Genomic DNA, 22,657 nt, shown 5'->3' on the forward strand with positions numbered 1-22,657 from the left:
TTAGATGTCCAGCAAATCTTTTATTTTGGATGCCCTCAAGTCCTGTGCACTTGAAGGACACGATATGCCCGCCATAGATGTGGCCCCTCGACTGGACGACCTGATTGGCCAGTTTGAAACCAACCTGGGAACCGTTGCTGGCAAGCTGCATAAACGCGGTGGTTTTGCCGAGCTGCAACAACAGGTCGATGCGCTGATTGCCGAAGGCAAGCAGATTATCTCTCAAGTGGAAGGGGTTAGTGGTAACCGTGAAGTCCCTGAAGACAGCCATGATCTGCGTGATATCGACTATGCCGTGATCAAGGGCCAAGTGGGTGTTGCCGAAAACGGTGCCATCTGGGTCAGTCAGAAGTCTCTGTCCCACAGGATCACGCCCTTTATCTGTGAAAACCTGTTTCTGGTATTGGAAGCCGATGCCATTGTCGCCAACATGCACGAAGCGGCCGACAAGATCATGCTGGACTCGGGTGAGTTTGGGGTGTTTATCGCCGGTCCGTCCAAAACGGCCGACATCGAGCAAGCACTGGTAGTAGGTGCCCATGGCGCCTGTAGCCTGAACGTTTACCTGATCTAGTATTTAGATTAGAAACGCATTCAATGCCACTCGCTCTGTAGCGAGTGGCATTTTTTTATGCGCGTATTTGACACGATTTATTGCCTGCGCTTAGTCGAAAAACAGCCGCCAAAGCCAAGAGGCGTCCAGATCTTCCTTGCATTGATTATATTGCGCCGCATAACGGCGAGAGCGATTGTCCACCTTGTCGGCCACCCTTACCAACCAAGCCTTGCTGCGGTAACTGCCGCGTTTGTAACCGCCCCAGCCTTCGTGATAATTGAGATACTGGTTACGGGCATCCCACTTGGACACGCCATTGATCTTATGGCTCTTGTAGATAAACCAGCCCATAAAATCCATTGCATCATCAAAATCGCTGCGACTGGCCCAGCTGTTGCCGGTCTCACGCACATAATCGTCCCAGGTCATGGTCTTGGCCTGGGCATAACCGTAAGCGTCACTGGCGCGCCCGATGGGAATGATCCACAAGAAATATTCCATAGGTGGCGCCGCATTGTGCTTGAAGGAGCTCTCCTGATACATCATAGCCAAGGGCACATGCACGGGAACGCCCCACTTTTCGCGGGCATCCTTGGCGGCGTTGTACCAAGATCTGTGCTCTTTGAAGATGGCGCAGATATTATCGGGATCTTTGGGAGGAGATGTGGCGCAGCCGCCCAAAAACAGGGAGGCGGTAATGACGAGCACCGGGGCAAATTTGGATAACAACTGTCGCTTCACGAGAATCTCACGGCTTTCAAAGGCCAGGCCTTTGCTTGAACTTGGGCTCAAGTGTCACCCGAGTCAAACATCAAATGCAACCTGAGCCTCTGAAAAAGTGAGCTCTATTGCGGCTCCGGCAACTCACACTCGTGTGCTTCTTGTTGCCAGACCACAGGTTCCCAGTAACCGGTATCCTTGCCGGTATAGCGCCTGTCGGTATTGAACTTGGCCGCCAGGTGATAACGTTGCCCGGCTTCCACCAGCAACTTCAGTTCCTTGGGCGTGCGAGCCGACAGCCGTACCTTGAGCTCAGGTGAATCTATCAGCTCAGAGACGGTAAAGCTGTGCTCCCCCGGCGGCAACTGATAGTTGGGTTTGGAGATCACAGGTTGGCCATCGAGATGAGTGACCACCAAGCGGTAGAACTGCTGCTCCCGATCCGGCTCCAGATAACCTGAAACCGTACCACATTCGCGCCCGGGCTCGGGAGCACTGGCGCAGGCCGACAACAACAGGGCTGCGGCCGAGATTAACAACAAAGACTTCACTGACTGACTGCTTCCTTGGCTGGCTCATTGGCAAAGTACTGAACCAGAAAATCATCAAAATTCAAACGATCCGCGGCTTCCATCTGCAATTGACTCTCGATGGAGGCCTGGGCTTCGGCTTCAAAGGAAGCCAGCGTTGCGGCACTCAACGGGTAATCCAGCAGTTGCTGCTGATATTCTTTCGCCAATGCCATCACCCAGGCGCCGTGATCCAGCCCCTTATCAGCCAAGGTCTTCATCACCTGCCCAGACAGGGTTTCATTCGGGTCGATAACGGCTTGATGCCACTTGGCCAGCGCCTGCTGATATTGGGCGTCATCTTGTCCATCGAGCAGCTCGGCCAGTTGCTGCAGCTCGGCAAACAGTGCCAGCATCCACTGCTCACGCGCCACAGGCTCGCCGTTTTGGCTCAGCATCAAGCCGGGCTTACGCCCTTCCAACACCACGGCCTTGAGGTTGGCGGCTATCTCTTGTTCACCTGCAGCGTCAGTGGTCGCCGATGGACTCAACAGACAATAGAGCAAAAACAGATCCAGGAATCGCACCTGAGAGGCCTCGATGCCTATGGCACTGAAGGGGTTTACATCCAGTGCCCGCACTTCGATATATTCCACCCCGGCTCTTGCCAGCGCCTCGGAGGGCTTTTCACCGCTACGGGTCACCCGCTTGGCGCGAATGGGAGCATAAAACTCATTTTCTATCTGCAACACATTGGCGTTGAGCTGGCGATATTCGCCGTCGACTTTCACCCCTATGTTGGCAAAGTTGTCGGAAGGCATCTTGATGGCGGCACGGATCCCCTTGAGGTAATCCGCCAGCGAGTTATAGCTGATACTGAGCCGCTCCTGTTCCTTGTTGGTGTAACCCAGGTCGCTCATTCTCAATGAAGTCGCCCAGGGCAGATACAGGGTGCCACGGCCCATCTTTTCAAAATCCAGCTCTGTCTGCTGCTCTTTGATGAAAGAGTGGCACAACGCCGGCGAAGCGCCAAACAGATAAGGCAACACCCACACCAAACGGCGGTAGTTACGGATAAGGCCGAAGTAACGTTCCGAGATAAAATCACAACGGGAAACCGACTTGTCGCTCTGGGCATAGAGTAGATCCCAAAGCTCGTCAGAAACCGAGAAGTTAAAGTGCACTCCTGAGATGATCTGCATCAAGGCGCCGTATCTGTAGGTCAGCCCCTTGCGATAGAGGGTCTTCATCCGTCCCGAGTTGGAACTGCCATATTGGGCAATGGGAATATCCTTCTCATCGCCCACATAGCAAGGCATGCTCACGGGCCAAAGCTGTTGTCCCTTAAGCTGATTGAGGGTAAAAGCATGAGTCTCGGTGAGACCGGTCAGCAGCTCATCTATGCTGTGGGTAACCGGCGTTATGAACTCAAGCAGCGCCTCACTGTAATCGGTAGTGATCCGCGAGTGGGTCAGGGCCGAGCCCAGGGTTTTGGGATGACCATCCATAGCCAGGTGCCCGCTGGCATCAATTCTCAAGGCTTCTCGCTCAATCCCACGGCGCATATCCTTAAGTGCGGCGCGACCTTCGGCTCCTTTGAGCATTGCGACAGATTCGGTAAATGACTTCAAATTCTTGTTCTCTGCTTGACGGCTTAGGCCTTTTTCGGGCCAATAGACCGGGGCATACCTGCTCCGCTTTCATCTCTTGATGATTCAGCATCAAAAGGCACAGGACTGCTCTGTATGACGGTTGCCCAAAAATAAAGCCTAAGCGACCTTTCAGGCAAGTGTAATTTAAAAGACACAGGCGGTGATGCTCCTCGAAGCATCACCGCCTTGCGTAGTGGCAAGCGAGTCGTAACCCGCCGCGGTTAAGATCAATATGGGGTCAAAGTGGTCGTTTTACAAGGGCAGATTGATCACTGAATAACCCATTGCCTTAATCCCAGGCTCGATAAGATTTTTATCCCCGACCACCAATATTTGCATGCTGGCAGGATCCAACCATTCTTTGGCCAGTTCATTGAGGCTGCCCAGCGTGGCATCATTGATAATCTCATCCTGACGGGCGGTAAAATCATCGCTCAGACCGTACTTCTGGATCATGCGGATAAAGCCGGCCTTTTGGTAAGGCGTTTCATAATCCAGAGCCTTGCCCTGAGAGATGGAGGCCCGCATAAAGCTAAGCTCTTGTGCCGTCATCCCCTTATCATGATAAGCCTTAAGCTCCTTGATAAACTCGGCCAGCGCCTTGTCGGTGACATCGCTGCGAACGCTGGCGCCCGCCTTGAAGTAGCCCTGCTCAATCCCACCACTGAAGAAGCTACGGGCACCATAGGTGTAGCCCTTGTCTTCCCTGAGGTTAAGGTTGATACGGCTGTTGAAGGCGCCGCCTAAGGGATAGTTCATCAAGTAAGCCTTGAAGAAGTCGCCCGTGGCATCGTAAGGCAGGGCGCGCTTGCCTATGCTGATAACCGACTGGGCTGCTCCCGGCTTATCGATAAGGAATACCACTCCGGGTTTGCCCTCGGGCAGCTCACTCAAGGCCGGCAAAGACACCGCCTGACCGCCCCAAGACTCTAATCCCTTGAGCTTACCGATTAGCTGCTCGCGAGGCAGATCGGTTACCGCCACCAGTTGGGCGTTACCGGCTCGATACTGCTCCTTATAGAAAGCCTTGATATCATCGAGCGTCAGCTGGCTGACACTCTCAAGCGTGCCGTTATCATTGACACCTAGACTGGTCTGGCTGCCAAACAACAACTTACTGAACCCCTCTTCGGCCAGATAGTTGGGATCCGAGGCCAGATGTTGCAGGCTCTGCAACTGTTGCTGTTTTACCCGCTCGAAATCGGCTTCCTTGAAGCCTGGCTCAAACAGCCTTTCTTCGACTATCGCCAGGGTCTTATCCAGGTTTTCGGTCAAGGCCGAGATCCGGATGCTGCTTTGATAACCGCTACTGTCAAACACCACGGAAGATCCCAGCAGCTCCAGCGCCTGGGCCAGTTCTTCACTGCTGCGTTTGGCACTGGACTCATTGAGCATGGCCGCAGTCAAACCGGCAAGCCCGGCCTTTTCCACCGGCACCAGTCTGTGACCACCGTTGAGGTAGATGACCAGCTCGGTAGTGGGCGTTTCATGGCTTTCAGTGCCCATGACACTGATACCGTTGTTCAGCTGGGCAGACCAAAGCTTGGGCACCTGCATGGAGGGCGCCTTGCCGGCAGCGGGGATCTTAGTGCGATCGAAACTGCTGTTGGCACTTACGGCCTGCTGCAACCCGGCAACGGCTTCGGCGGCAACCCTTGGCTCAGGCGGGGTGAAGTTATCGGCCTTGGCCACCAGCGCCTTGGCGCCCATGGGCACAACGCTCATCACCACACTGGGCTTATCCTTGATATAGCGCTTAAATACCCGCATCACATCTTCTTTGGTCACTGCATCATAACGGGCTAAATCTTTGGCTATCTGATTGGGATCACCGGCGAATGTCTGGTTATAGGCCAGGTTGGACACCTTACCCGAGACACTCTGCAGCGAGAAGATACTGTCGGCGCGGAACTGCACCTTGACCTTCTGCAGATCTTCATCTGTGACGCCCCGCTGTTCAAATTCGGTAATCGATTCGCGGATCTTGGCCTCTATCGGCGCCAGTGCTCCGCCCTTGGCCGGATTGGCCAAGGCGTAGATGGACATTTGACAGGCAAGCTCCTGGCAAGGATGACTGACCCCGGCCTGCACCGCATAACCATCTTTCACCAGATTCTTGTAAACCAGCGAGGTCTTGCCGCCACCGAGAATATTGGCCAGCAGATCCAGCGCAGCCTCATCCTGGTGACGGGCATAAACGGTTGGGAAAGCCATGCGGATGAGTGGCAGATGGACCTTATCTTCCATCGAGATATAGCGGCTCTTGTCCAGCGTTACCAAAGGCTTGGCCTCGTCTGCTACTTCAGGCCCTTTGGGAATATCTCCAAAGTACTTGCTGACCCAGGCCAATGTTTGCGCGGTATCTATATCGCCGCCTATGGTCAGAGTGGCATTGTTGGGGCCATACCAGCGCTGGAAAAAGTGTCTTACATCGTCAGGCGTGGCGCGGTCGAGATCCTCCGGCCAACCGATAACAGGCCAGGAATAGGGATGACCGGCGGGATAAAACGCCTGATTGAAGCGTTCATTCATCCGCCCATAAGGACGGTTATCGATGCGCTGGGCCCGTTCGTTTTTCACGGTTTCCCGCTGCACTTCAAATTTCTTGTCGGTCAGGGCCGGAAGCAGGTAGCCCATGCGATCCGACTCCAGCCAAAGCATTTTTTCCAATTGATTACTGGGAACAGTTTCGAAATAGTTGGTGCGGTCTGTGTTGGTGGTGCCATTCAAGGTGCCGCCAGCCTCGGTGACTATCTTGAAATGCTGTTCATCGGCCACATTTTCAGAGCCCTGGAACATCATGTGTTCAAACAGATGGGCAAAACCACTGCGCCCGGCCTGCTCTCTAGCCGAGCCCACATGATAGGTTACATCCACATGCACCAGAGGATCAGAATTGTCCTGATGCAGTATCACGGTCAGGCCGTTGGCCAAGCGATACTTGCTGTAAGGGATACCGACTTCACCGGCCTTGGGGGTGACCGACTCGACTAGAGTCACTCCCGCCGGCAGTTGTACCGAGGAAACCTCAGTCAATCCTGTGTCGGTTTGCACTGAGCAACCCGCCAATGCGGCCGAAATTGCCGCCGCCAATAACCATTTCTTCAAAACGTTACTCCTTCAACCAGAAACCAAACTCAAAAAACTCATTGCAGCCACTCTAAAGCCAACAACACAATTATCAAATAGCGCAGGCCCTTGCCTGTCAAAATCATCAGAGTGGATTTTGTAAGAGGAAGTTTCATCCAACCAGCTAAAAGGCACAAAATATCGCCAATAAGCGGCACCCAGGAAAGTAACAAGGCCCAATAACCGTAGCGCTTCAGCAGCGCCAGCGCCTGCTTGTGACGACCACTGTCGAGTTGCTCTGGCGTGACCGCCTTGCGCCCCAAAAGCCCAAGTAGATAGCTGCTCAAGGCCCCCAAGGTGTTGCCTATAGTGGCGCTAAGCAGCAGCGACCATGCCATCTCCGGCTGCTTGTCCAGCAAAGCCAGCAACAAGACTTCCGAGCCTCCAGGCAGCAATGTCGCCGCCAAAAAAGCGCCGCTGAACATCAGCCAGAGTTCCCACATAAGATACCTTCCTGCATACTGCTTGAATCAAAGGCCCGGCCAGGCGGACTTTATAGATAAATGGATAAAAACTGATTTTTTAGTGCTGAAAGATATAAGAAAATGGCGCCCTTGCCCAGCTGAGTCTGCCACTAGAGCCATACTTGTCCCAAGCCAAGAAACTGAGACAGATGTTAATTAAGGTGCTGGCGGATAAAGGCATTGCAGCGAGCAATATTCAAGCATCTGACTGGTACTCCGTGAGTATCCCAGTCTATGATTAAGCCATATCCCTTTGAATAGTGAGCAATCATGGCCCGTCTTTTGTTTCTGCCTATTATCCTGTCCCTATTCTGGATAGCATTTTTACACTTCAATAATGTCCCTTTGGCGCAGGGGAAACGCGGGTTTATTTGGATAATAGGCGTCAGTGGCGCCTTGATAGCCCTGCTGTCACTGGCCATCTGGCTGACGGCCTAAGCTTTTGATATGAACTTTTGATATGAGCCTTTGAAATGAGTGCTTGAATCGACTCAGAGCGTACCAAAACCCGTTCGTTGCGGATTGCCCGCTAGCGAGCCTTAAAACAGATAACCGGCGCGGCCACTGGCTACGCCGGTTATTTTAACGTCATGGCACTCAGCGTTAAGCGCTCAAAGCGCTCAGTTGCCCAATACCGCCAGCAGAATACCGGCAGCGACTGCACTGCCCAGCACCCCGGCCACATTAGGGCCCATGGCGTGCATCAACAGGAAGTTTTGCTGATTGGCCTCTAGCCCCACCTTATTCACCACCCTGGCGGCCATGGGAACGGCCGAGACCCCGGCGGCACCAATCAAGGGGTTGACCTTGCCACCACTGAGTTTGCACATAAGCTTGGCCATCAAGACCCCGGCAGCGGTGCCAATGCTGAAAGCCACCGCCCCGAGCAGCAAGATCCCCAATGTCTCGACCCGAAGAAACTGCTCGGCCGAGAGCTTGGAACCCACCGCCAATCCGAGGAAAATGGTGACTATATTGATAAGTTCGTTCTGCGCCGTGTTGGAAAGTCTATCCACCACCCCGGACTCACGCATCAGATTTCCGAGACAGAACATGCCCACCAGGGGGGTCGCCGTCGGCAAAAACAGTATGGTCATTCCCAGCACCATAAGGGGGAAGATGATCTTCTCCTTCTTGCTGACTTCCCGCAGCTGTTCCATCTTGATCTGCCGCTCGGCTTCCGTGGTCAAGGCTCGCATGATGGGTGGCTGAATAAGCGGCACCAAGGCCATGTAGGAGTATGCCGCCACCGCAATGGCTCCCAGCAAATCAGGCGCCAGTTTGGAGGCGAGGAAAATGGCCGTCGGACCATCGGCGCCGCCTATGATGGCGATGGCACCGGCATCTTGCATACTGAACTCAAACCCGGGCACCAGGTTAAGGGCTATCGCACCAATCAGGGTGGCAAAGATCCCGAACTGAGCGGCCGCGCCCAACAGCAGCATCTTTGGGTTGGCTATCAAGGCGCCGAAGTCTGTCATGGCGCCGACCCCCATAAAGATCAGCAGCGGAAAAATCCCGGTATCTATGCCCACGTGATAAACATAGTAGAGCAGCCCACCTTCCTCGGTAAATCCTGCGTTGGGGATATTGGCCAGAATGGCGCCGAAGCCGATGGGAAGCAGCAGCAGTGGTTCAAACTTGCGCACGATTGCCAGATACAACAGCAAGGCGCCGACCAACATCATCAAGGCCTGCGGCCAGGTAAAGTGCGCTATTCCCGTCTCGGACCAAAAAGCGAGTAAACCGTCCATCATTGCTCCTTAGGCCAGAGCCAACAGCTTGGTACCGACGCTGACGGCATCGCCTTCCTTGACCAGAATGCGGCTGACCACGCCATCGGCCTGAGCCCGGATCTCAGTTTCCATCTTCATCGCTTCGAGGATGATAACGACATCACCGGCGCGAACGCTGTCTCCGGCGGCCACCTGTACCTTGAAGATATTGCCGGAAAGCGGCGCGCTCATCTCCAGCTCCGGGCCAGAGGCAACAGCAGGGGCCTGCACTGGGGTGGCCTGGGGCTCTGCCACCGGCAAAGGCGCCACCTGACTGATATCACCGCCTTCACTGACCTGCACCACAAAACGCTGGCCCTGCACATCTACGGTATAAACCTCGGGCTGACGACCACCGGCCTTGGTTTGAGTGGCTTGCGGCTGAGGAGCTTCCAATTCTGGCTTGGGTTCAAATGCCGCAGGATTACCACGGTTCTTAATAAACTGCAGACCGATTTGCGGGAACAGTGCATACGTCAGCACATCATCATCGCGCTCTTCACTGAGCCTCAGACCTTGCGCCAACGCCTTTTCGGCCAGTTCGGCCCGCAGATGTTCAAGCTCGGGCGCGAGCAGATCGGCCGGGCGGCAACTCACAGGCTCGGCTCCCTGCAGCACCCGCTGTTGCAATTCACTGTTGACCTTGGCAGGGGTGGCGCCATATTCGCCCTTGAGAACCCCTTCTGTCTCCTTGGTCAGCGACTTATAGCGCTCGCCCATCAGCACATTGATTACCGCCTGGGTACCAACAATCTGGGAGGTGGGGGTCACCAGTGGAATAAAGCCCAGATCTTCCCGCACTCTGGGGATCTCTTCGAGCACCAGATCCAGCTTGTCCTCGGCGCCCTGCTCTCTGAGCTGGTTTTCCATATTGGTCAGCATGCCACCCGGCACCTGAGCCCGCAGAATGCGTGAATCTATGCCCTTGAGTGCCCCTTCGAAACGGGCATATTTTTTTCTGACTTCACGGAAATAGGCGGCAATCTCCTCCAGCAGCGCCAAGTCATAGCCGGTCGCCCTATCGGTGTCTTCGACCATGGCAACCAGGGTCTCGGTGGCACTGTGACCATAGGTTTGACTCATGGAAGAGATGGCCGTATCCAGCACATCGACCCCGGCCTCAATCGCCTTTTGATAGGTGGCAGTCGATAACCCTGTGGTGGCATGGCACTGCATGGTGATCAAGAGATCGGTTTCCGACTTCAAGCGGCTGATTAGCTCGAAGGCCTCCATCGGCTTGAGCAACCCGGCCATATCCTTGATACAGAGTGAATGGCAGCCCATATCTTCCAGCTGCTTGGCCATGGTCAACCAGGTTTGCAGTGTATGTACGGGGCTTGTGGTATAAGAAATTGTGCCCTGGGCATGAGCGCCAACATCAATCACGGCTTTCAGCGCCGCTTGCAAGTTGCGCACATCATTCATGGCATCGAATACTCGGAATACATCGACCCCGCTCTCATGGGCACGCTCGACAAACCGAGTCACCAGGTCGTCACTGTAATGGCGATAACCCAGCAGATTTTGCCCTCTCAATAACATCTGCTGCGGAGTATTAGGCATAGCTTGTTTCAGCGCCCGGATCCGCTCCCAGGGATCCTCCCCCAAATAACGGATACAGGCATCGAAGGTGGCACCGCCCCAAGACTCCAGGGACCAGAAGCCAACACTGTCCAACTTGGCGGCGATTGGCAACATATCGTCGATACGCATTCTGGTTGCCAATAGTGATTGGTGAGCATCCCGCAGGACAACGTCGGTTAATGCTAAAGCTTTACTCATCTTTCTTATCCATCAGATTACGGCAGTTAAGCCTGTTTGCGGTATTGGTGAATGGCACAGCTAATGGCTGCCAGCTGTTGCGGTGTGGGCGCTCCTGCTTGAGCTACACCGGGGGAGCGAGCCGCAGCTCTTTCCTGCGTTTGTGAGTGACTCGTTTCCAAACCGGGTCTCGGTGCCAGATAGTGAGCCGATATCCGGATCCCCAAGATCAGCAACCCCAAAAATAGATAAACCAACCCCATACCGAGCAGCATAATCCCTACAGACTCCATGAGTTGCTCAGATAGCGACATCATCTCTTCCTCATCATTGTTAACGGCTTGGCTCGCTTTTCCCGATTAAGGGCAGGCCGGGATGGCGAACAACTCAACCCGGGCATAAATGGTAAACATGCAGAAAAATGTCATTTGTAGTCACATTTTTATTCTGAACTAACAGTGAGTATCTATTGAGGTATGTGACCGGCATCAAAAAACACAACCAATCTATAACAAAAAACCTGCCTGAATGTAAATTGGTAATACCAAAACAAACTAATAAAATCTCGAATCAATTGAGAAATCACAAATATAATGGCAAAAAATTTATAAAAACACTATTTGAAAGGCTGGAAAGACAAAGTATCGATACGAATATACCAACAACCAGGATGATTCAGTTGCGGATGGCTGCCACTGAATATTAATTAACAAAGGTTAACTCTATCCCCAAAAGCTTATCACTGACAGTCAAAATCAGACCGTTGTAACATGCTCATAAAGACACTAAATTACCCGAGCGGTAACCCGCAGCATGTATGGGGCAACACCAATTAACTCTGGTGGCCGTCACTCAAAGCTTGCATCGGCCACCAGCTTCAACACGATTCCGGGTTCTGAGCCAGATGCCAGTGCGCTACGCTCGACAAAACCACCGGCCAGCGCCAGCAGTCGGCCATTTTGCATCAGCAGCGGTACTCTGTCTCTGAGCCAGGGCGGCACCCCGAGTTCATGCCAGAGTTTCTTGAGCTCCCGCCCCTTGTCTCTATTGTGGGGCTGACAGCGGTAACTGCCCTTGAGCCCCATGAGCAATTCAGGCGCAGCAGCGGTATCTGATAGTTGAACTTTTGCCCCTAGTGACGCCGATAGTGACGCCAGTTGTGGGGCCATGACTTGAGCCAGCGCCACCCTGGGCCCTGAGTCAGCCAATGTCAGCTCCAGGCGCTGCCAGGGGGAGGTGAGCCCAACACTCAGACTCTGCCCTTGGCTCAGTGCTTGTAGCTGCTTTTGGCTCAGGGTCAGTTTCGAGGGGTTTGCTGCCAAATCTTCGGTCGCACCTGCGCCATCAAGCAATTGGAATGCTGCCCCCGGCAGAGGCGCCATGGCATAGATCTGTTGCCCATAACGCTTGAGGAGCAATCCCTTAAAGCTAAGCTCAAGCTGAGCATCCTCCCTGGCATCGAGTAGCTGCGCCAAGGCTTGCTGCAACTGTACCTGCGCCGGTAAGGGCAAGCGCTGCATCTGAATAAACTGCCGCAGCAACTGCGCCTGCCACTGGGGTGACAGCACTTTGAGCCCGGCGCTATCCAGTACCCGAACGCCGCTGAAGCGGCAACGGCCGAGCAAGGGCTGCAACTTTTCGGCGCTGACTTCATCGAGCAGCAACTGCTGCTCGGCGCACAGGGCGGCGCTGCGTGAGGCCGTTGTGGCAATCGAAGGCCAGCGCTGCTTGAGTACAGGGATCACCTCGGCGCGCAGGAAGTTGCGGTCATACTGGGTGTCCTGATTACTCTCATCATTGATATAGGGCAGCTCGAGACTCGCCACCGCCTGCTCTATCTGAGCCCGGCTGCTGTCCAGCATCGGCCGTAATTGCCAGCATGGTGCACTTTCTGCCCTGGATATCAGAGCTAAGTGCTGGGCTTGCCCCATGGCCGCCAGCCCCTTGGGACCCTGACCACGCTTGAGTGCCAGCAGCAGCGTCTCCAACTGATCGTCCTGATGATGGGCCGTCAGCAAAATGTCACCGGGATTGAGCAGCTCGGCAATCGCCTGATAGCGGGCGCGCCGCGCCTCGGCCTCAATACTGACGCGCGGACCGAGCTCAAGTTGCACCTTCCGAAGAACAAAATTCAGGCCATAATGCTCGGCTCTTTGGCGACAATGGGCCGCCCAGGCATCGGCATTGCGGCTGAGGCCATGGTGTACGTGCACCAGGGAGATTTGATAAGGCGTATTGGAATGAGTCTGGCGAAAGCGCGCCAAGGTGTAGGCCAGCAGCTCTGAGTCCATACCGCCGCTGTAACCCAGCCAGAGGTGGTTGTCAGCCGTGGCGCCGATTTGATCCAGCAGCGCCGTTAACTTGAGTACCAGGGTATCGACCAGAGTGTGAGACATTAAAAGAGGATCCTGACCTTATCTGTGCCGAGCATGGCTTCCAGTGCCATCATGAGTTCATCACTGGGGTTTACCCGCCAGTCGTCACTCAAACGGAACTGTCCCTTGGCCTGGGCCTGACGATAGTTGATCGCCACAGGCACAGAGCCACCGCGCCAGGGCGAAAGGGTCTCATAAAACTGTGTCAGCCATTCCGGGCTCAATATTGCCGCATCGAGATCCAGCTCCACCGCCGCCGCAAAGTGGCTGCGGGCTTCGCCCATATCTATGATGTTGCGCGCCGTCATCCGGTTACCGCCGGAGAAGTCATCGAAGCTCACTTCACCTTCACAGATGAGGATCCTGTCTTTCTCCAGTAGGTGATTGAATTTCTCGAAGGCCTCGGTAAACAGCATCACTTCCAGACGGGCACTCTTGTCGTCCAGTGTCAGCAGCCCCATCTTGGAGCCTCTCTTGGTCAGCATCACCCGGGTGGCGACCACCAATCCGGCGGCCTTGACCGTCTTGCCCCTGTCTGTGGGGTGAATATCCTTGAGCCGCCCGGAGGTGTAGTGCCTGAGCTCTTTGAGATATTGGTTGATGGGGTGACCTGTGAGGTAAAGCCCCAGGGTCTCACGCTCCCCTTCCAACCAGACCTTGTCCGGCCAACGCGGGCAGTCAACAAACTGTTGCTTGCTGTCCTCTGGGTCGTCGTTGAGCAGACCGAACATGTCGCACTGACCTATGGCTTCGGCCTTGGCGTGCTGATCGGCGGCGCGTATCGCCTCCGGCAAGGTAGCCATCATGGAGGCCCGGTGCGGCCCCAGATTGTCCATGGCGCCGGCATTGATCAGCTTCTCGATCACCCGGCGGTTGAGTTTTTTCAAATCCACCCGGGCGCAGAAATCGAACAAGTCTTTGAACGGCCCACCCTTGCGAGCTTCCAGAATCGATTCGACCGGCCCCTCGCCCACGCCCTTGATGGCGCCTATGCCGTAGACGATATTGAGCTCTTCATCGACGGTAAACTTGAACAGGCCCTTGTTGACATCCGGCGGAATAAGCTTGAGTCCCATGCGCTCACACTCATCCACCAGGGTCACTATCTTGTCTGTGTTATCCATATCGGCGGACATTACCGCCGCCATAAATTCAGACGGATAGTGGGTCTTGAGCCAGAGGGTCTGATAGGACACCAGTGCATAGGCGGCCGAGTGCGATTTGTTGAAGCCGTAACCGGCGAATTTCTCCACCAGATCGAAGATCTTCATCGCCAGTTCGCCGTCGACGCCGTTTTTTATCGCCCCGGCTTCAAAACCGGCACGCTGCTTGGCCATCTCTTCCGGCTTTTTCTTACCCATGGCCCGGCGCAGCATGTCCGCGCCGCCCAGGGTATAACCCGCCAGCGTCTGGGCAATCTGCATCACCTGTTCCTGATAGAGGATGATGCCGTAGGTAGGATCCAAAATCGGTTTAAGGCTCTCGTGTTGCCACTTCTCATCCGGGTAGGAGATGGCCTCGTGGCCGTGCTTACGCTCGATAAAGTTATCTACCATCCCCGACTGCAAGGGGCCTGGGCGGAACAGGGCCACCAGAGCGATCATATCTTCGAAGCAGTCGGGCTGCAGACGCTTGATAAGATCTTTCATGCCGCGGGATTCCAGCTGGAATACCGCCGTGGTTTCGTAGCGTTTCAGTACCCCGAAGGACTTGGCATCGTCAAGCGGAATGGCGGCAATATCGACCGGCGGCTTGCCGAGCTTGGCGAGCCTTGGGTTAATCATCCCCAGCGCCCAGTCGATAATGGTCAGGGTTCTGAGACCCAGGAAGTCAAACTTCACCAGACCGGCGGTTTCCACGTCGTTCTTGTCGAACTGGGTCACCGGGTTTTTCCCTTCGGCGTCGCAATAAAGCGGCGAGAAGTCGGTGATCTTGGTCGGCGCAATCACCACGCCACCGGCGTGCTTACCCGCGTTACGGGTCACCCCCTCAAGCTTGCGGCACATGTCGATAAGGTCTTTGACATCCTCATCGGCCTCATAGGCTTCGGGCAGCGCAGGCTCGGCCTCAAAAGCCTTGGCCAGCGTCATCCCGGGCTCGGCCGGGATCATCTTGGAAATTCTGTCGACAAAGCCATAGGGGTGACCCAGCACCCGGCCCACGTCACGCACTACCGCCTTGGCGGCCATGGTACCGAAGGTGATGATCTGCGATACTGCATCCCGGCCATAGAGTTCGGCCACGTGATCGATAACCTCATCGCGCCTGTCCATACAGAAGTCGACGTCGAAGTCGGGCATCGACACCCGCTCGGGGTTAAGAAAACGTTCGAACAGCAGGTCAAATTCCAGCGGGTCCAAGTCAGTGATCTTAAGCGCATAGGCCACCAGGGAGCCGGCACCCGACCCCCGCCCCGGGCCCACGGGAATACCGTTGTCCTTACCCCACTGGATAAACTCCATCACGATAAGGAAGTAGCCGGGAAAGCCCATCTGGTTAATTACCTTGAGCTCAATATCCAGACGCTCGTCATACTCGCCACGCTTTTCCGCCCGCTCTTCTGGATCCGGAAACAGGAACTCGAGACGCTCTTCCAGTCCCTCTTTGGAGCGCATTACCAGATAGTCTTCGGTAGACAGCTCACCCGTGGGAAAGTTGGGCAGGAAGTATTCGCCGAGCCGCACAGTAACGTTACAGCGCTTGGCGATCTCCACCGTGTTTTGCAGCGCTTCCGGAATGTCGGCAAACAGCTCGCACATCTCAGCTTCTGTCTTGAGATACTGCTGCTCGCTGTATTTCTTGGGTCTACGGGGGTCAGCCAGTGTGTAGCCATCGTGGATAGCCACCCGAATTTCATGGGCCTCAAACTCTTCCGGGGTCATGAACACCACCTGGTTGGTGGCAACCACAGGCAGGCCTGTGTTGGCGGCATGTTCCACCGCCATATGCAGGTAGCGCTCCTCATCCGGGCGCCCGGTGCGGATCAGTTCAATAAAGTAACGGTCGTTGAAGTGCTGCTTGTAGAAATCGGTCAGTTCCTGGGCCTGGTTCAGGTTGCCCTTGAGCAGCGCCTTGCCCAAGTCCCCTTCCCTTGCGCCGGAGAGCAGCAAAATACCGGCGCCGTGCTCCAGCAGCCACTCCTGATCGATAGCGACCCGGTCACGCACCTGACCGCGCAGATAGGCCTTGGAGATCAGCTGAGTCAGGTTCTGGTAGCCGTCGTTATCCATGGCCAGCACGGTAAGCGCGCAGAACTCATCTTCAAAGCCGGGCACCAACATCCAGAAGTCGGCCCCTATGATGGGCTTTATCCCGGCGCCATGGCAGCCACCGTAGAATTTCACCAGGCCACAGAGGTTGTTCTGATCCGTCAGTGCCACTGCCGCCATGCCCTCATCGGCCACCTTGGCCAGAATGGGCTTGACCTTGGCCAGACCATCGGTCATGGAAAAGTCTGAGTGAACACGTAGATGGACGAAACGGGGCTGTGACATGAAAATCCGATTACTCTGACTGGCTGAAAATCAATAGGGAAAGATAACACGCCGGGAGAGGTTCACCAAAGTTAAAACCGGCCGCCTTGTCGGCAAAATCACGCCAAAGGCGTTATCTGGCGGCTTTTGCGACAAAATCAAAATCTAAGCCGTGAAGCCGAGCCGGGCCTCTCCATTATTTACCTGTGACGAGGCGATAACCTATGCCGATTTCCGTCAGCAGGTATTTGGGGTTGGCGGGCTCTGCTTCTATCTTATTGCGCAGATGCTTCATATAGGTGCGCACATAGTGGCCATGCTCGACAAATGTCGGCCCCCAGACCTGTTTCAGCAGGCTTTGTTGAGTCAATACCTTGCCCGGCTGCTCCAGCAAGGCGTTCAGGAGCTTTAATTCCGTCTTGGTCAGATGCACGGGCTTGCCGTTGCGGCTCAGCTGCTGACGGTGGCGGTCGAACAAGACCTCTCCCAACTGCACCTGAGCCTCCGGCTCATGGCTGTGACGTAAGTGTCGCCTCAACGCCACCCGCACCCGGGCCAGCAGCTCCTCTATGCCGAAGGGCTTGCACAGGTAATCGTCGGCGCCGCTGTTAAGCGCCTGCACCTTGTCGGCTTCATCGCTGCGGGCCGACAGCACTATCACAGGAGCATCACTCCAGCTGCGAAAGCGGGGAATAAAGCTCTGGCCATCGCCATCGGGCAAGCCGAGATCCAGGATCACAGTATCCGGCTGCCGGGTCGAGGCCTCCATCAAGCCCTGATTGAGCGAGTGAGCGGTGAACACCTCAAGCCCCTGCTGCTGCAAGGCCTTACTGACAAACTGACAGATCTCCTGGGCATCATCTATCACCAATACCCTTCTGTGATGAAACGGCTGCGGCTCAATCAATGCTGGCATAACTGGATTCCTGCTCGGGTAAATACTCTTCTTCGCCGCACATCTCGGGCGGTGAAACATAGGGCAAGCTGAAGGTGAACACGGCGCCGCCCTGTTCGCGGTTATGGGCCCAGATGCGGCCACCGTGGGCCGAGACTATCGCCTGACAGATGGCCAAGCCGAGCCCCAGCCCGGGAATGCCACACTCCTTGTTGCCGCGCTCAAACTTGGTAAACAGCCAACTGGCATCCTCTGTGGGAAGCCCGGGTCCGTTGTCGGCCACTTCGATATAAAACTGCTCGGCATCCAACTGAGCACTGATGCTTATCTGTACCTTTGGCGGGCCATATTTAAATGCATTTTCCAAAAGATTCAACAGCACCCGCTGAATGAGATTGCCATCGCAATAGATAAGCGGCAGCTCGGCAGGGATATTCAACCGAATCTGGGTTCTGGGTTCCAGTTGCCTTAGCGTCACCCCGAGGATCTCCTCCAGATCCTGCCAGTCAAGCTGCAAAATAAAATGGCACGACTCGAGGCGGATCATCTCCATTACATTGTTGGTCAGCCGAATGGTTTCACCTATCCGCTGCGCCAGTTGGCGCGCCTGCTGACACTGTTCGGGGAAAGGCGCCAGACTGGTCACCAGGCTGTCGCTCTGGTTGCGGATAAGCGTCAGCGGAGTGCGCAAGTCATGGGACAGGGAAGAGAGCATGGTGCTGCGCATCTTTTCGGTTTCCACATTCAACTGCGCCTGCTTGGAGGCCTTGGCCAGCTCGAGCCGCTCAAGCGCCTGCGCCAACAGGCAAACAAAGGCATTGAGCAGCCTTTGCTGCTCAGGTGCCAACCAACCGCTGAGACTCACAGGTTCGAGCACCACCATAGCCAGCACCCGCTGCTCTATCGCTACCGGCTGATAGTAGCAACCGGCATTGGGCAGGGTATCTGTTCCGGCGCCGGCTGCACAGTTGTTGGCTATGCTCCACTTGGCAATGGCCGAATCATAACGGGTAAACCCCTTGGTCAACAGCAAGGTTCCCTGCTCTTCGGCCTTCAATACCGCCACCGCCGCGGCGAAGCTCTTGCCGATATGCTGCTGGGCGATGGCAGCCATCTCCCGCTCAGTTTGCGCCGAGCCCAGTTGCTGCGACATCTCAAACAGCTGATAGGTGCGCAGCTCCCGCTGCCGGGCCATTTGCGCCTGAATACGCGTGGTATGTGTGAGTTGGGTGATGGCGATACTGACTATGGCCATGGCGAAGAAGGTCATCAGATATTGGGCATCGGCAACCGAGAAGGAGAACCTGGGCTCGACAAAGAAGAGGTCAAAGCAGGCCACATTGACCAAAGTTGCCAACAAGGCGCTCATTCTGTCGAGCCTGAGCGACAGCAAGACAGTGCCCAAGAGGTAGATCATCACTATGTTGGTGGCATGAAACCAGGGCGCCAGCCAATAGCCAAGCAAGGTACAAAAGGCCGACATACCCAGGGCCATGGCAATATTCGCCGGGCGCAGTCTTGGCCAGGCTCTGGGATTGGCGGCCTTGGGCTGTTTAGTGGCTTGATCAAGGTTGAGGCTGATAATCTCCTCATCTGCGGCGCGCTTTCTCAAACTCTGGCCAAGCTCCCGGCGCCATGGCAGCTGCCACTTGCCGCTGTGGTGGCCGATAAGGATCCGCTCCAACCTGTGTTCGCCGGCAAATTCCAGCAAGCCGTGGCAGATATCATGATCCACCAGAGTCGCGGTCTCGGCCCCCAGGCTCTCGGCCAGCTTGAGGTTATCCTGCAGCTGTTGCCGCTTGCTATCATCCCACTGCTGCGCCTCGGGCGTTTCCACATGCAGGGCATACCAGCGGCAATTGAGACGCTTGGCCAGACGCATGGCGTGGCGAATAAGCTTCTCCTGCTGCTCACCATGGGTCAGCCCCAGCAGCAGGCCGCCCCTGAGGCCGGGCTCATTGTCCTGACGCCTGCGCTGCTCCAGCCGCTCGGCGGTGGCGTTGAGGGCCAACTCCCTGAGTGCGGTGAGATTCTGACGGTTGAAGAAGTTTTCTATCGCCCTTTCCACCTGGGATGAGAGATAGATTTTACCCTCACGCATTCGCTGCATCAGGTCATCGGGTGGCAGGTCCACCAGCACCACTTCATCGGCCTCATAAAACACTGAGTCCGGCAGGGTTTCCGACACCTTGATACCGGTAATGCCGCCCACCAGATCGTTGAGGCTTTCAAGATGCTGCACATTGACTGTGGTAAACACATCTATACCGGCATCCAGCAACTCTTTGACATCCTGCCAACGTTTGCGGTGACGGCATCCCGGGGCATTGCTGTGGGCCAGCTCATCGACCAATACCAGCGCCGGATGCCGGGCAAGCACGGCATCGATATCAAACTCCTGATAACGCCTGTGCATTATGCTCAGCGCTTTGGGCGGCAGCAGCTCCAAGCCTTCGAGCAGGGCCGCCGTCTCATCTCTGCCGTGGGTTTCAACCAATCCGGCCAGTACATCCAGCCCCTGCAGTCTTAGCCTGCGAGCCTCGCTGAGCATGGCATAGGTTTTACCCACCCCGGCAAAGGCGCCGAAGAAGATTTTGAGCCGCCCCCGGGAGGACGGCTGTTGCTGTAGCAGCAAATCGGCATTGGGCCTGATTTCTGACAAGTGATTACTCCATTTTGCTCAATGCCAGGTTCAGCAATGAAACATTGACCGTGGGCTGGCCGACAAAGGGCAAGGGCGGCTGCCGAATATGGCTGTCAATCAGTGCCTTTAACCGCGCCTCTGATACCCCTCTCGCCTTGGCGACTCGCCCCAGCTGCCAGTAGGCGGCCTCGGGTGAGATATGGGGGTCCAGACCACTGCCGGAGGCAGTGACCAGCAACCCAGGCACAAACGAATTTCCAGGGTTGTGGGCATTCAAGGCCGCGGCTCGCTGCTGCCACAGGGATTGCAGCTCACGGCTGTGGGGCGACAGATTACTGCCGCCGGAAGCCTGGGCGTCATAAGCCGAGGCCGAGGCGCGGCCATGGAAAAAACCATCCGTCTTGTACTCCTGCCCGATAAGCTCTGAGCCCAGTAAGACGCCATCTCGCTCTATTATGCTGCCTCCCGCCTGATGCGGGAACAGTGCCGTGGCGGCAACAGTGACCAGCAGCGGATAGACCAACCCGGTCACGACAAAGATAACGCCGAAGACCCACAAGCCCATTTTCAAGGTTTTCATAACATACTCCAATCAGATCCAGCCAGTGGCGGCAAGCAATGCGTCTATGACTTTAATGGCAACAAAGGGCAACAGCAGGCCGCCAACCCCATAAAACAACAGGTTGCGTTTGAGCACTGCAGCGGCCGCCATGGCGCGATAACGCACGCCCTTGAGTGCCAGCGGCAACAGTGCCACCAGGATCAGCGCATTGAAGATCACCGCCGAAATGACCGCCGACTCGGGCGAGTGCAGTCGCATCAGGTTGAGGCTCTCGAGCGCCGGAAAGGTGGTGCTGAAAGCCGCGGGAATGATGGCAAAATACTTGGCCAGATCATTGGCTATGCTGAAGCTGGTGAGCGAGCCACGAGTCATCAACATCTGTTTGCCGATATGCACCACTTCGATAAGCTTGGTGGGGTTGGAGTCGAGATCCACCATATTACCGGCCTCCTTGGCCGCTTGGGTGCCCGAGTTCATTGCCAGTGCCACATCCGACTGTGCCAGCGCAGGTGCGTCATTGGTGCCATCGCCTGTCATGGCCACCAGGCGGCCCTCATTCTGGTATTGCCGAATCAGCGCCAGCTTGGCTTCGGGCGTGGCCTCGGCCAGATACTCATCCACTCCGGCCTCGGCGGCAATGGCCGCGGCGGTGAGCGGGTTATCGCCGGTGATCATCACGGTTTTGATGCCCATCTTGCGCAGTTGGATAAAGCGCTCCTTGATACCACCTTTGACTATGTCCTTGAGCGCTATCACCCCGAGAAGTTTGTTGCCTTCGGCCACCACCAGAGGAGTGGAGCCCTGCTTGGCCACCTTATCCACCAAGGCTCCCAGTTCTTTGGGAACCTCGCCGCCGTTGGCCTTCACATATTGGCTGATGGCGTCGAAAGAGCCTTTGCGTATCTGCCTCGTCCCCAGATTGATACCGCTCATGCGGGTTTGGGCAGTAAAGGGAATAAAACTGGCATCGAGTTCGGCAAGACTGCGCTCCCGGATGGCAAACTTCTGTTTTGCCAGCACCACTATGCTGCGCCCCTCCGGGGTTTCATCAGCAAGAGAGGCCAGCTGCGCCGCATTGGCCAATGCCTCTTCAGCTATACCGGCCACAGGCAGAAAATCACTCGCCTGGCGATTGCCCAGGGTGATGGTGCCTGTCTTGTCCAGCAAGAGCACATCCACATCACCGGCGGCTTCCACCGCCCTTCCCGAAGTGGCTATCACATTGACGCCTATCATGCGGCTCATGCCGGCGATACCCACGGTAGACAGCAACCCGCCTATGGTGGTGGGAATGAGGCAGATGAGCAGCGCCAGCAGCACTGTCATCGAGATAGGCTCGCCGCCGCTGCCCATGGCACCATAAGCGGAAAATGGCGCCAGAGTCACAGTGACCAACAGGAAAATCAGCGTCAGGGTGATCAGCAAAATATTCAGCGCCACCTCATTGGGGGTCTTGCGCCGCTTGGCGCCGTCCACCATGGCAATCATGCGATCGAGGAAGGTATTGCCGCTCTCCTGGGCGCAGCGCACCACCAGCCAGTCTGACAACAGCCGGGTTCCACCCACCACAGAGCTGAAGTCGCCACCGGACTCGCGGATAACGGGTGCCGACTCACCGGTAATGGCGCTCTCATCCACAGAGGCAACCCCTTGAATAATCTCCCCGTCGCAAGGAATGATCTCACCGGCTTCCACCCGCACTATATCACCGCACTTCAGAGTATCGGCAAGCACTTTCTCAAGCCCCTTGTCTGTCTGCTTGTTGGCCCAGCTGCTGCGTCGAAGCCCCCGCAGACTGTCGGCCTGCGCCTTGCTGCGTCCCTCGGCTAGCGCCTCGGCAAAGTTGGCAAACAGCAAGGTCAGCCACAGCCAGATGGCGATAATACCGCTGAACCAGGGATTTCCGGCGCGCCAACCCAAGCCTATGGCCACCGCCTCCAGCGACAGAAGAATACTGGCGATATAGACCACAAACATGATGGGGTTCTTCAGCTGCACTCTGGGGTCCAGCTTGGTCAGCGCGCTTAGCAGCGTTTGCCTCAGCATGGCGGCATCTATCTGCAGCACCGGATGACGCTTGTTGCAGCCTGTCTCTCTTGGATGATCTGGCGTTATATCAAAACTGAAGGTTTTCATTGTCTG

The 22,657-nt window shown here is 55.8% G+C and carries 16 protein-coding genes; 2 read left to right on the plus strand and 14 right to left on the minus strand.

Annotated features, from left to right (window positions below; all coding sequences use genetic code 11):
- Window positions 1-4 precede the first annotated feature (4 nt).
- Window positions 5-574, plus strand: a complete 570-nt coding sequence (locus tag K5621_RS13940) for a LutC/YkgG family protein (protein ID WP_100145206.1) — start codon at window positions 5-7, stop codon at window positions 572-574.
- A 90-nt stretch (window positions 575-664) separates the two neighbouring features.
- Here the strand turns inward: K5621_RS13940 and K5621_RS13945 are convergent, their stop codons facing one another.
- The 5 genes from K5621_RS13945 to K5621_RS13965 all read right to left on the minus strand — a co-directional run bounded on the left by K5621_RS13945 (window position 665) and on the right by K5621_RS13965 (window position 7,009).
- Window positions 665-1,297, minus strand: a complete 633-nt coding sequence (locus K5621_RS13945) for a transglycosylase SLT domain-containing protein (RefSeq protein WP_245003088.1) — start codon at window positions 1,295-1,297, stop codon at window positions 665-667.
- 104 nt (window positions 1,298-1,401) lie between these two features.
- The gene (locus K5621_RS13950) at window positions 1,402-1,827 is read right to left on the minus strand and encodes a hypothetical protein (RefSeq protein ID WP_208181420.1); all 426 of its coding nucleotides are present in this window, start codon (window positions 1,825-1,827) and stop codon (window positions 1,402-1,404) included.
- Complete coding sequence (gene gshA / locus K5621_RS13955; RefSeq protein WP_221051207.1) at window positions 1,824-3,389, minus strand: glutamate--cysteine ligase; 1,566 nt, start codon at window positions 3,387-3,389, stop codon at window positions 1,824-1,826. The genes K5621_RS13950 and gshA overlap by 4 nt, the downstream gene beginning before the upstream one ends.
- Before the next feature lie 300 nt (window positions 3,390-3,689).
- Window positions 3,690-6,545, minus strand: a complete 2,856-nt coding sequence (locus tag K5621_RS13960) for a M16 family metallopeptidase (RefSeq protein WP_221049529.1) — start codon at window positions 6,543-6,545, stop codon at window positions 3,690-3,692.
- 38 nt (window positions 6,546-6,583) lie between these two features.
- Window positions 6,584-7,009 (minus strand): YqaA family protein, encoded by a 426-nt coding sequence (locus tag K5621_RS13965; protein WP_071477249.1) that lies wholly within the window; start codon window positions 7,007-7,009, stop codon window positions 6,584-6,586.
- Between the two features lie 291 nt (window positions 7,010-7,300).
- Between K5621_RS13965 and K5621_RS13970 the strand changes: the two genes are divergently transcribed.
- Window positions 7,301-7,468, plus strand: coding sequence for a hypothetical protein (locus tag K5621_RS13970; protein ID WP_025010950.1), 168 nt, complete (start codon window positions 7,301-7,303; stop codon window positions 7,466-7,468).
- 182 nt (window positions 7,469-7,650) lie between these two features.
- Here K5621_RS13970 and K5621_RS13975 read toward each other — a convergent pair whose 3' ends face one another.
- The 9 genes from K5621_RS13975 to kdpB form a co-directional block, all read right to left on the minus strand.
- The gene (locus K5621_RS13975) at window positions 7,651-8,784 is read right to left on the minus strand and encodes a sodium ion-translocating decarboxylase subunit beta (protein WP_221049530.1); all 1,134 of its coding nucleotides are present in this window, start codon (window positions 8,782-8,784) and stop codon (window positions 7,651-7,653) included.
- A 9-nt stretch (window positions 8,785-8,793) separates the two neighbouring features.
- Window positions 8,794-10,587 (minus strand): sodium-extruding oxaloacetate decarboxylase subunit alpha, encoded by a 1,794-nt coding sequence (oadA, locus tag K5621_RS13980; protein WP_221049531.1) that lies wholly within the window; start codon window positions 10,585-10,587, stop codon window positions 8,794-8,796.
- Between the two features lie 26 nt (window positions 10,588-10,613).
- The gene (locus K5621_RS13985) at window positions 10,614-10,883 is read right to left on the minus strand and encodes an OadG family transporter subunit (RefSeq protein ID WP_221049532.1); all 270 of its coding nucleotides are present in this window, start codon (window positions 10,881-10,883) and stop codon (window positions 10,614-10,616) included.
- Window positions 10,884-11,414: 531 nt separating this feature from the next.
- Window positions 11,415-12,962 (minus strand): tRNA lysidine(34) synthetase TilS, encoded by a 1,548-nt coding sequence (gene tilS / locus K5621_RS13990; RefSeq protein WP_221049533.1) that lies wholly within the window; start codon window positions 12,960-12,962, stop codon window positions 11,415-11,417.
- Window positions 12,962-16,435 carry a DNA polymerase III subunit alpha gene (dnaE, locus tag K5621_RS13995; RefSeq protein ID WP_221049534.1) on the minus strand — a complete coding sequence of 1,158 codons (3,474 nt, stop codon included), beginning with the start codon at window positions 16,433-16,435 and terminating at the stop codon, window positions 12,962-12,964. The genes tilS and dnaE overlap by 1 nt, the downstream gene beginning before the upstream one ends.
- A gap of 175 nt (window positions 16,436-16,610) precedes the next feature.
- On the minus strand, window positions 16,611-17,330 hold the full coding sequence (locus K5621_RS14000) for a response regulator (RefSeq protein WP_221049535.1): 720 nt from the start codon (window positions 17,328-17,330) through the stop codon (window positions 16,611-16,613).
- Entirely contained in the window at window positions 17,314-19,971 is a 2,658-nt protein-coding gene (locus tag K5621_RS14005) for an ATP-binding protein (RefSeq protein WP_221049536.1), read from the minus strand. Before K5621_RS14005 ends, K5621_RS14000 begins: the two co-directional genes overlap by 17 nt.
- A 4-nt stretch (window positions 19,972-19,975) precedes the next feature.
- Window positions 19,976-20,533 carry a potassium-transporting ATPase subunit KdpC gene (gene kdpC / locus K5621_RS14010; protein ID WP_221049537.1) on the minus strand — a complete coding sequence of 186 codons (558 nt, stop codon included), beginning with the start codon at window positions 20,531-20,533 and terminating at the stop codon, window positions 19,976-19,978.
- Between the two features lie 12 nt (window positions 20,534-20,545).
- Window positions 20,546-22,651 (minus strand): potassium-transporting ATPase subunit KdpB, encoded by a 2,106-nt coding sequence (kdpB, locus tag K5621_RS14015; protein WP_243885961.1) that lies wholly within the window; start codon window positions 22,649-22,651, stop codon window positions 20,546-20,548.
- Window positions 22,652-22,657: the final 6 nt, after the last annotated feature.

The sequence above is a fragment of the Shewanella carassii genome (assembly GCF_019670705.1).
Classification (GTDB): domain Bacteria; phylum Pseudomonadota; class Gammaproteobacteria; order Enterobacterales; family Shewanellaceae; genus Shewanella; species Shewanella carassii.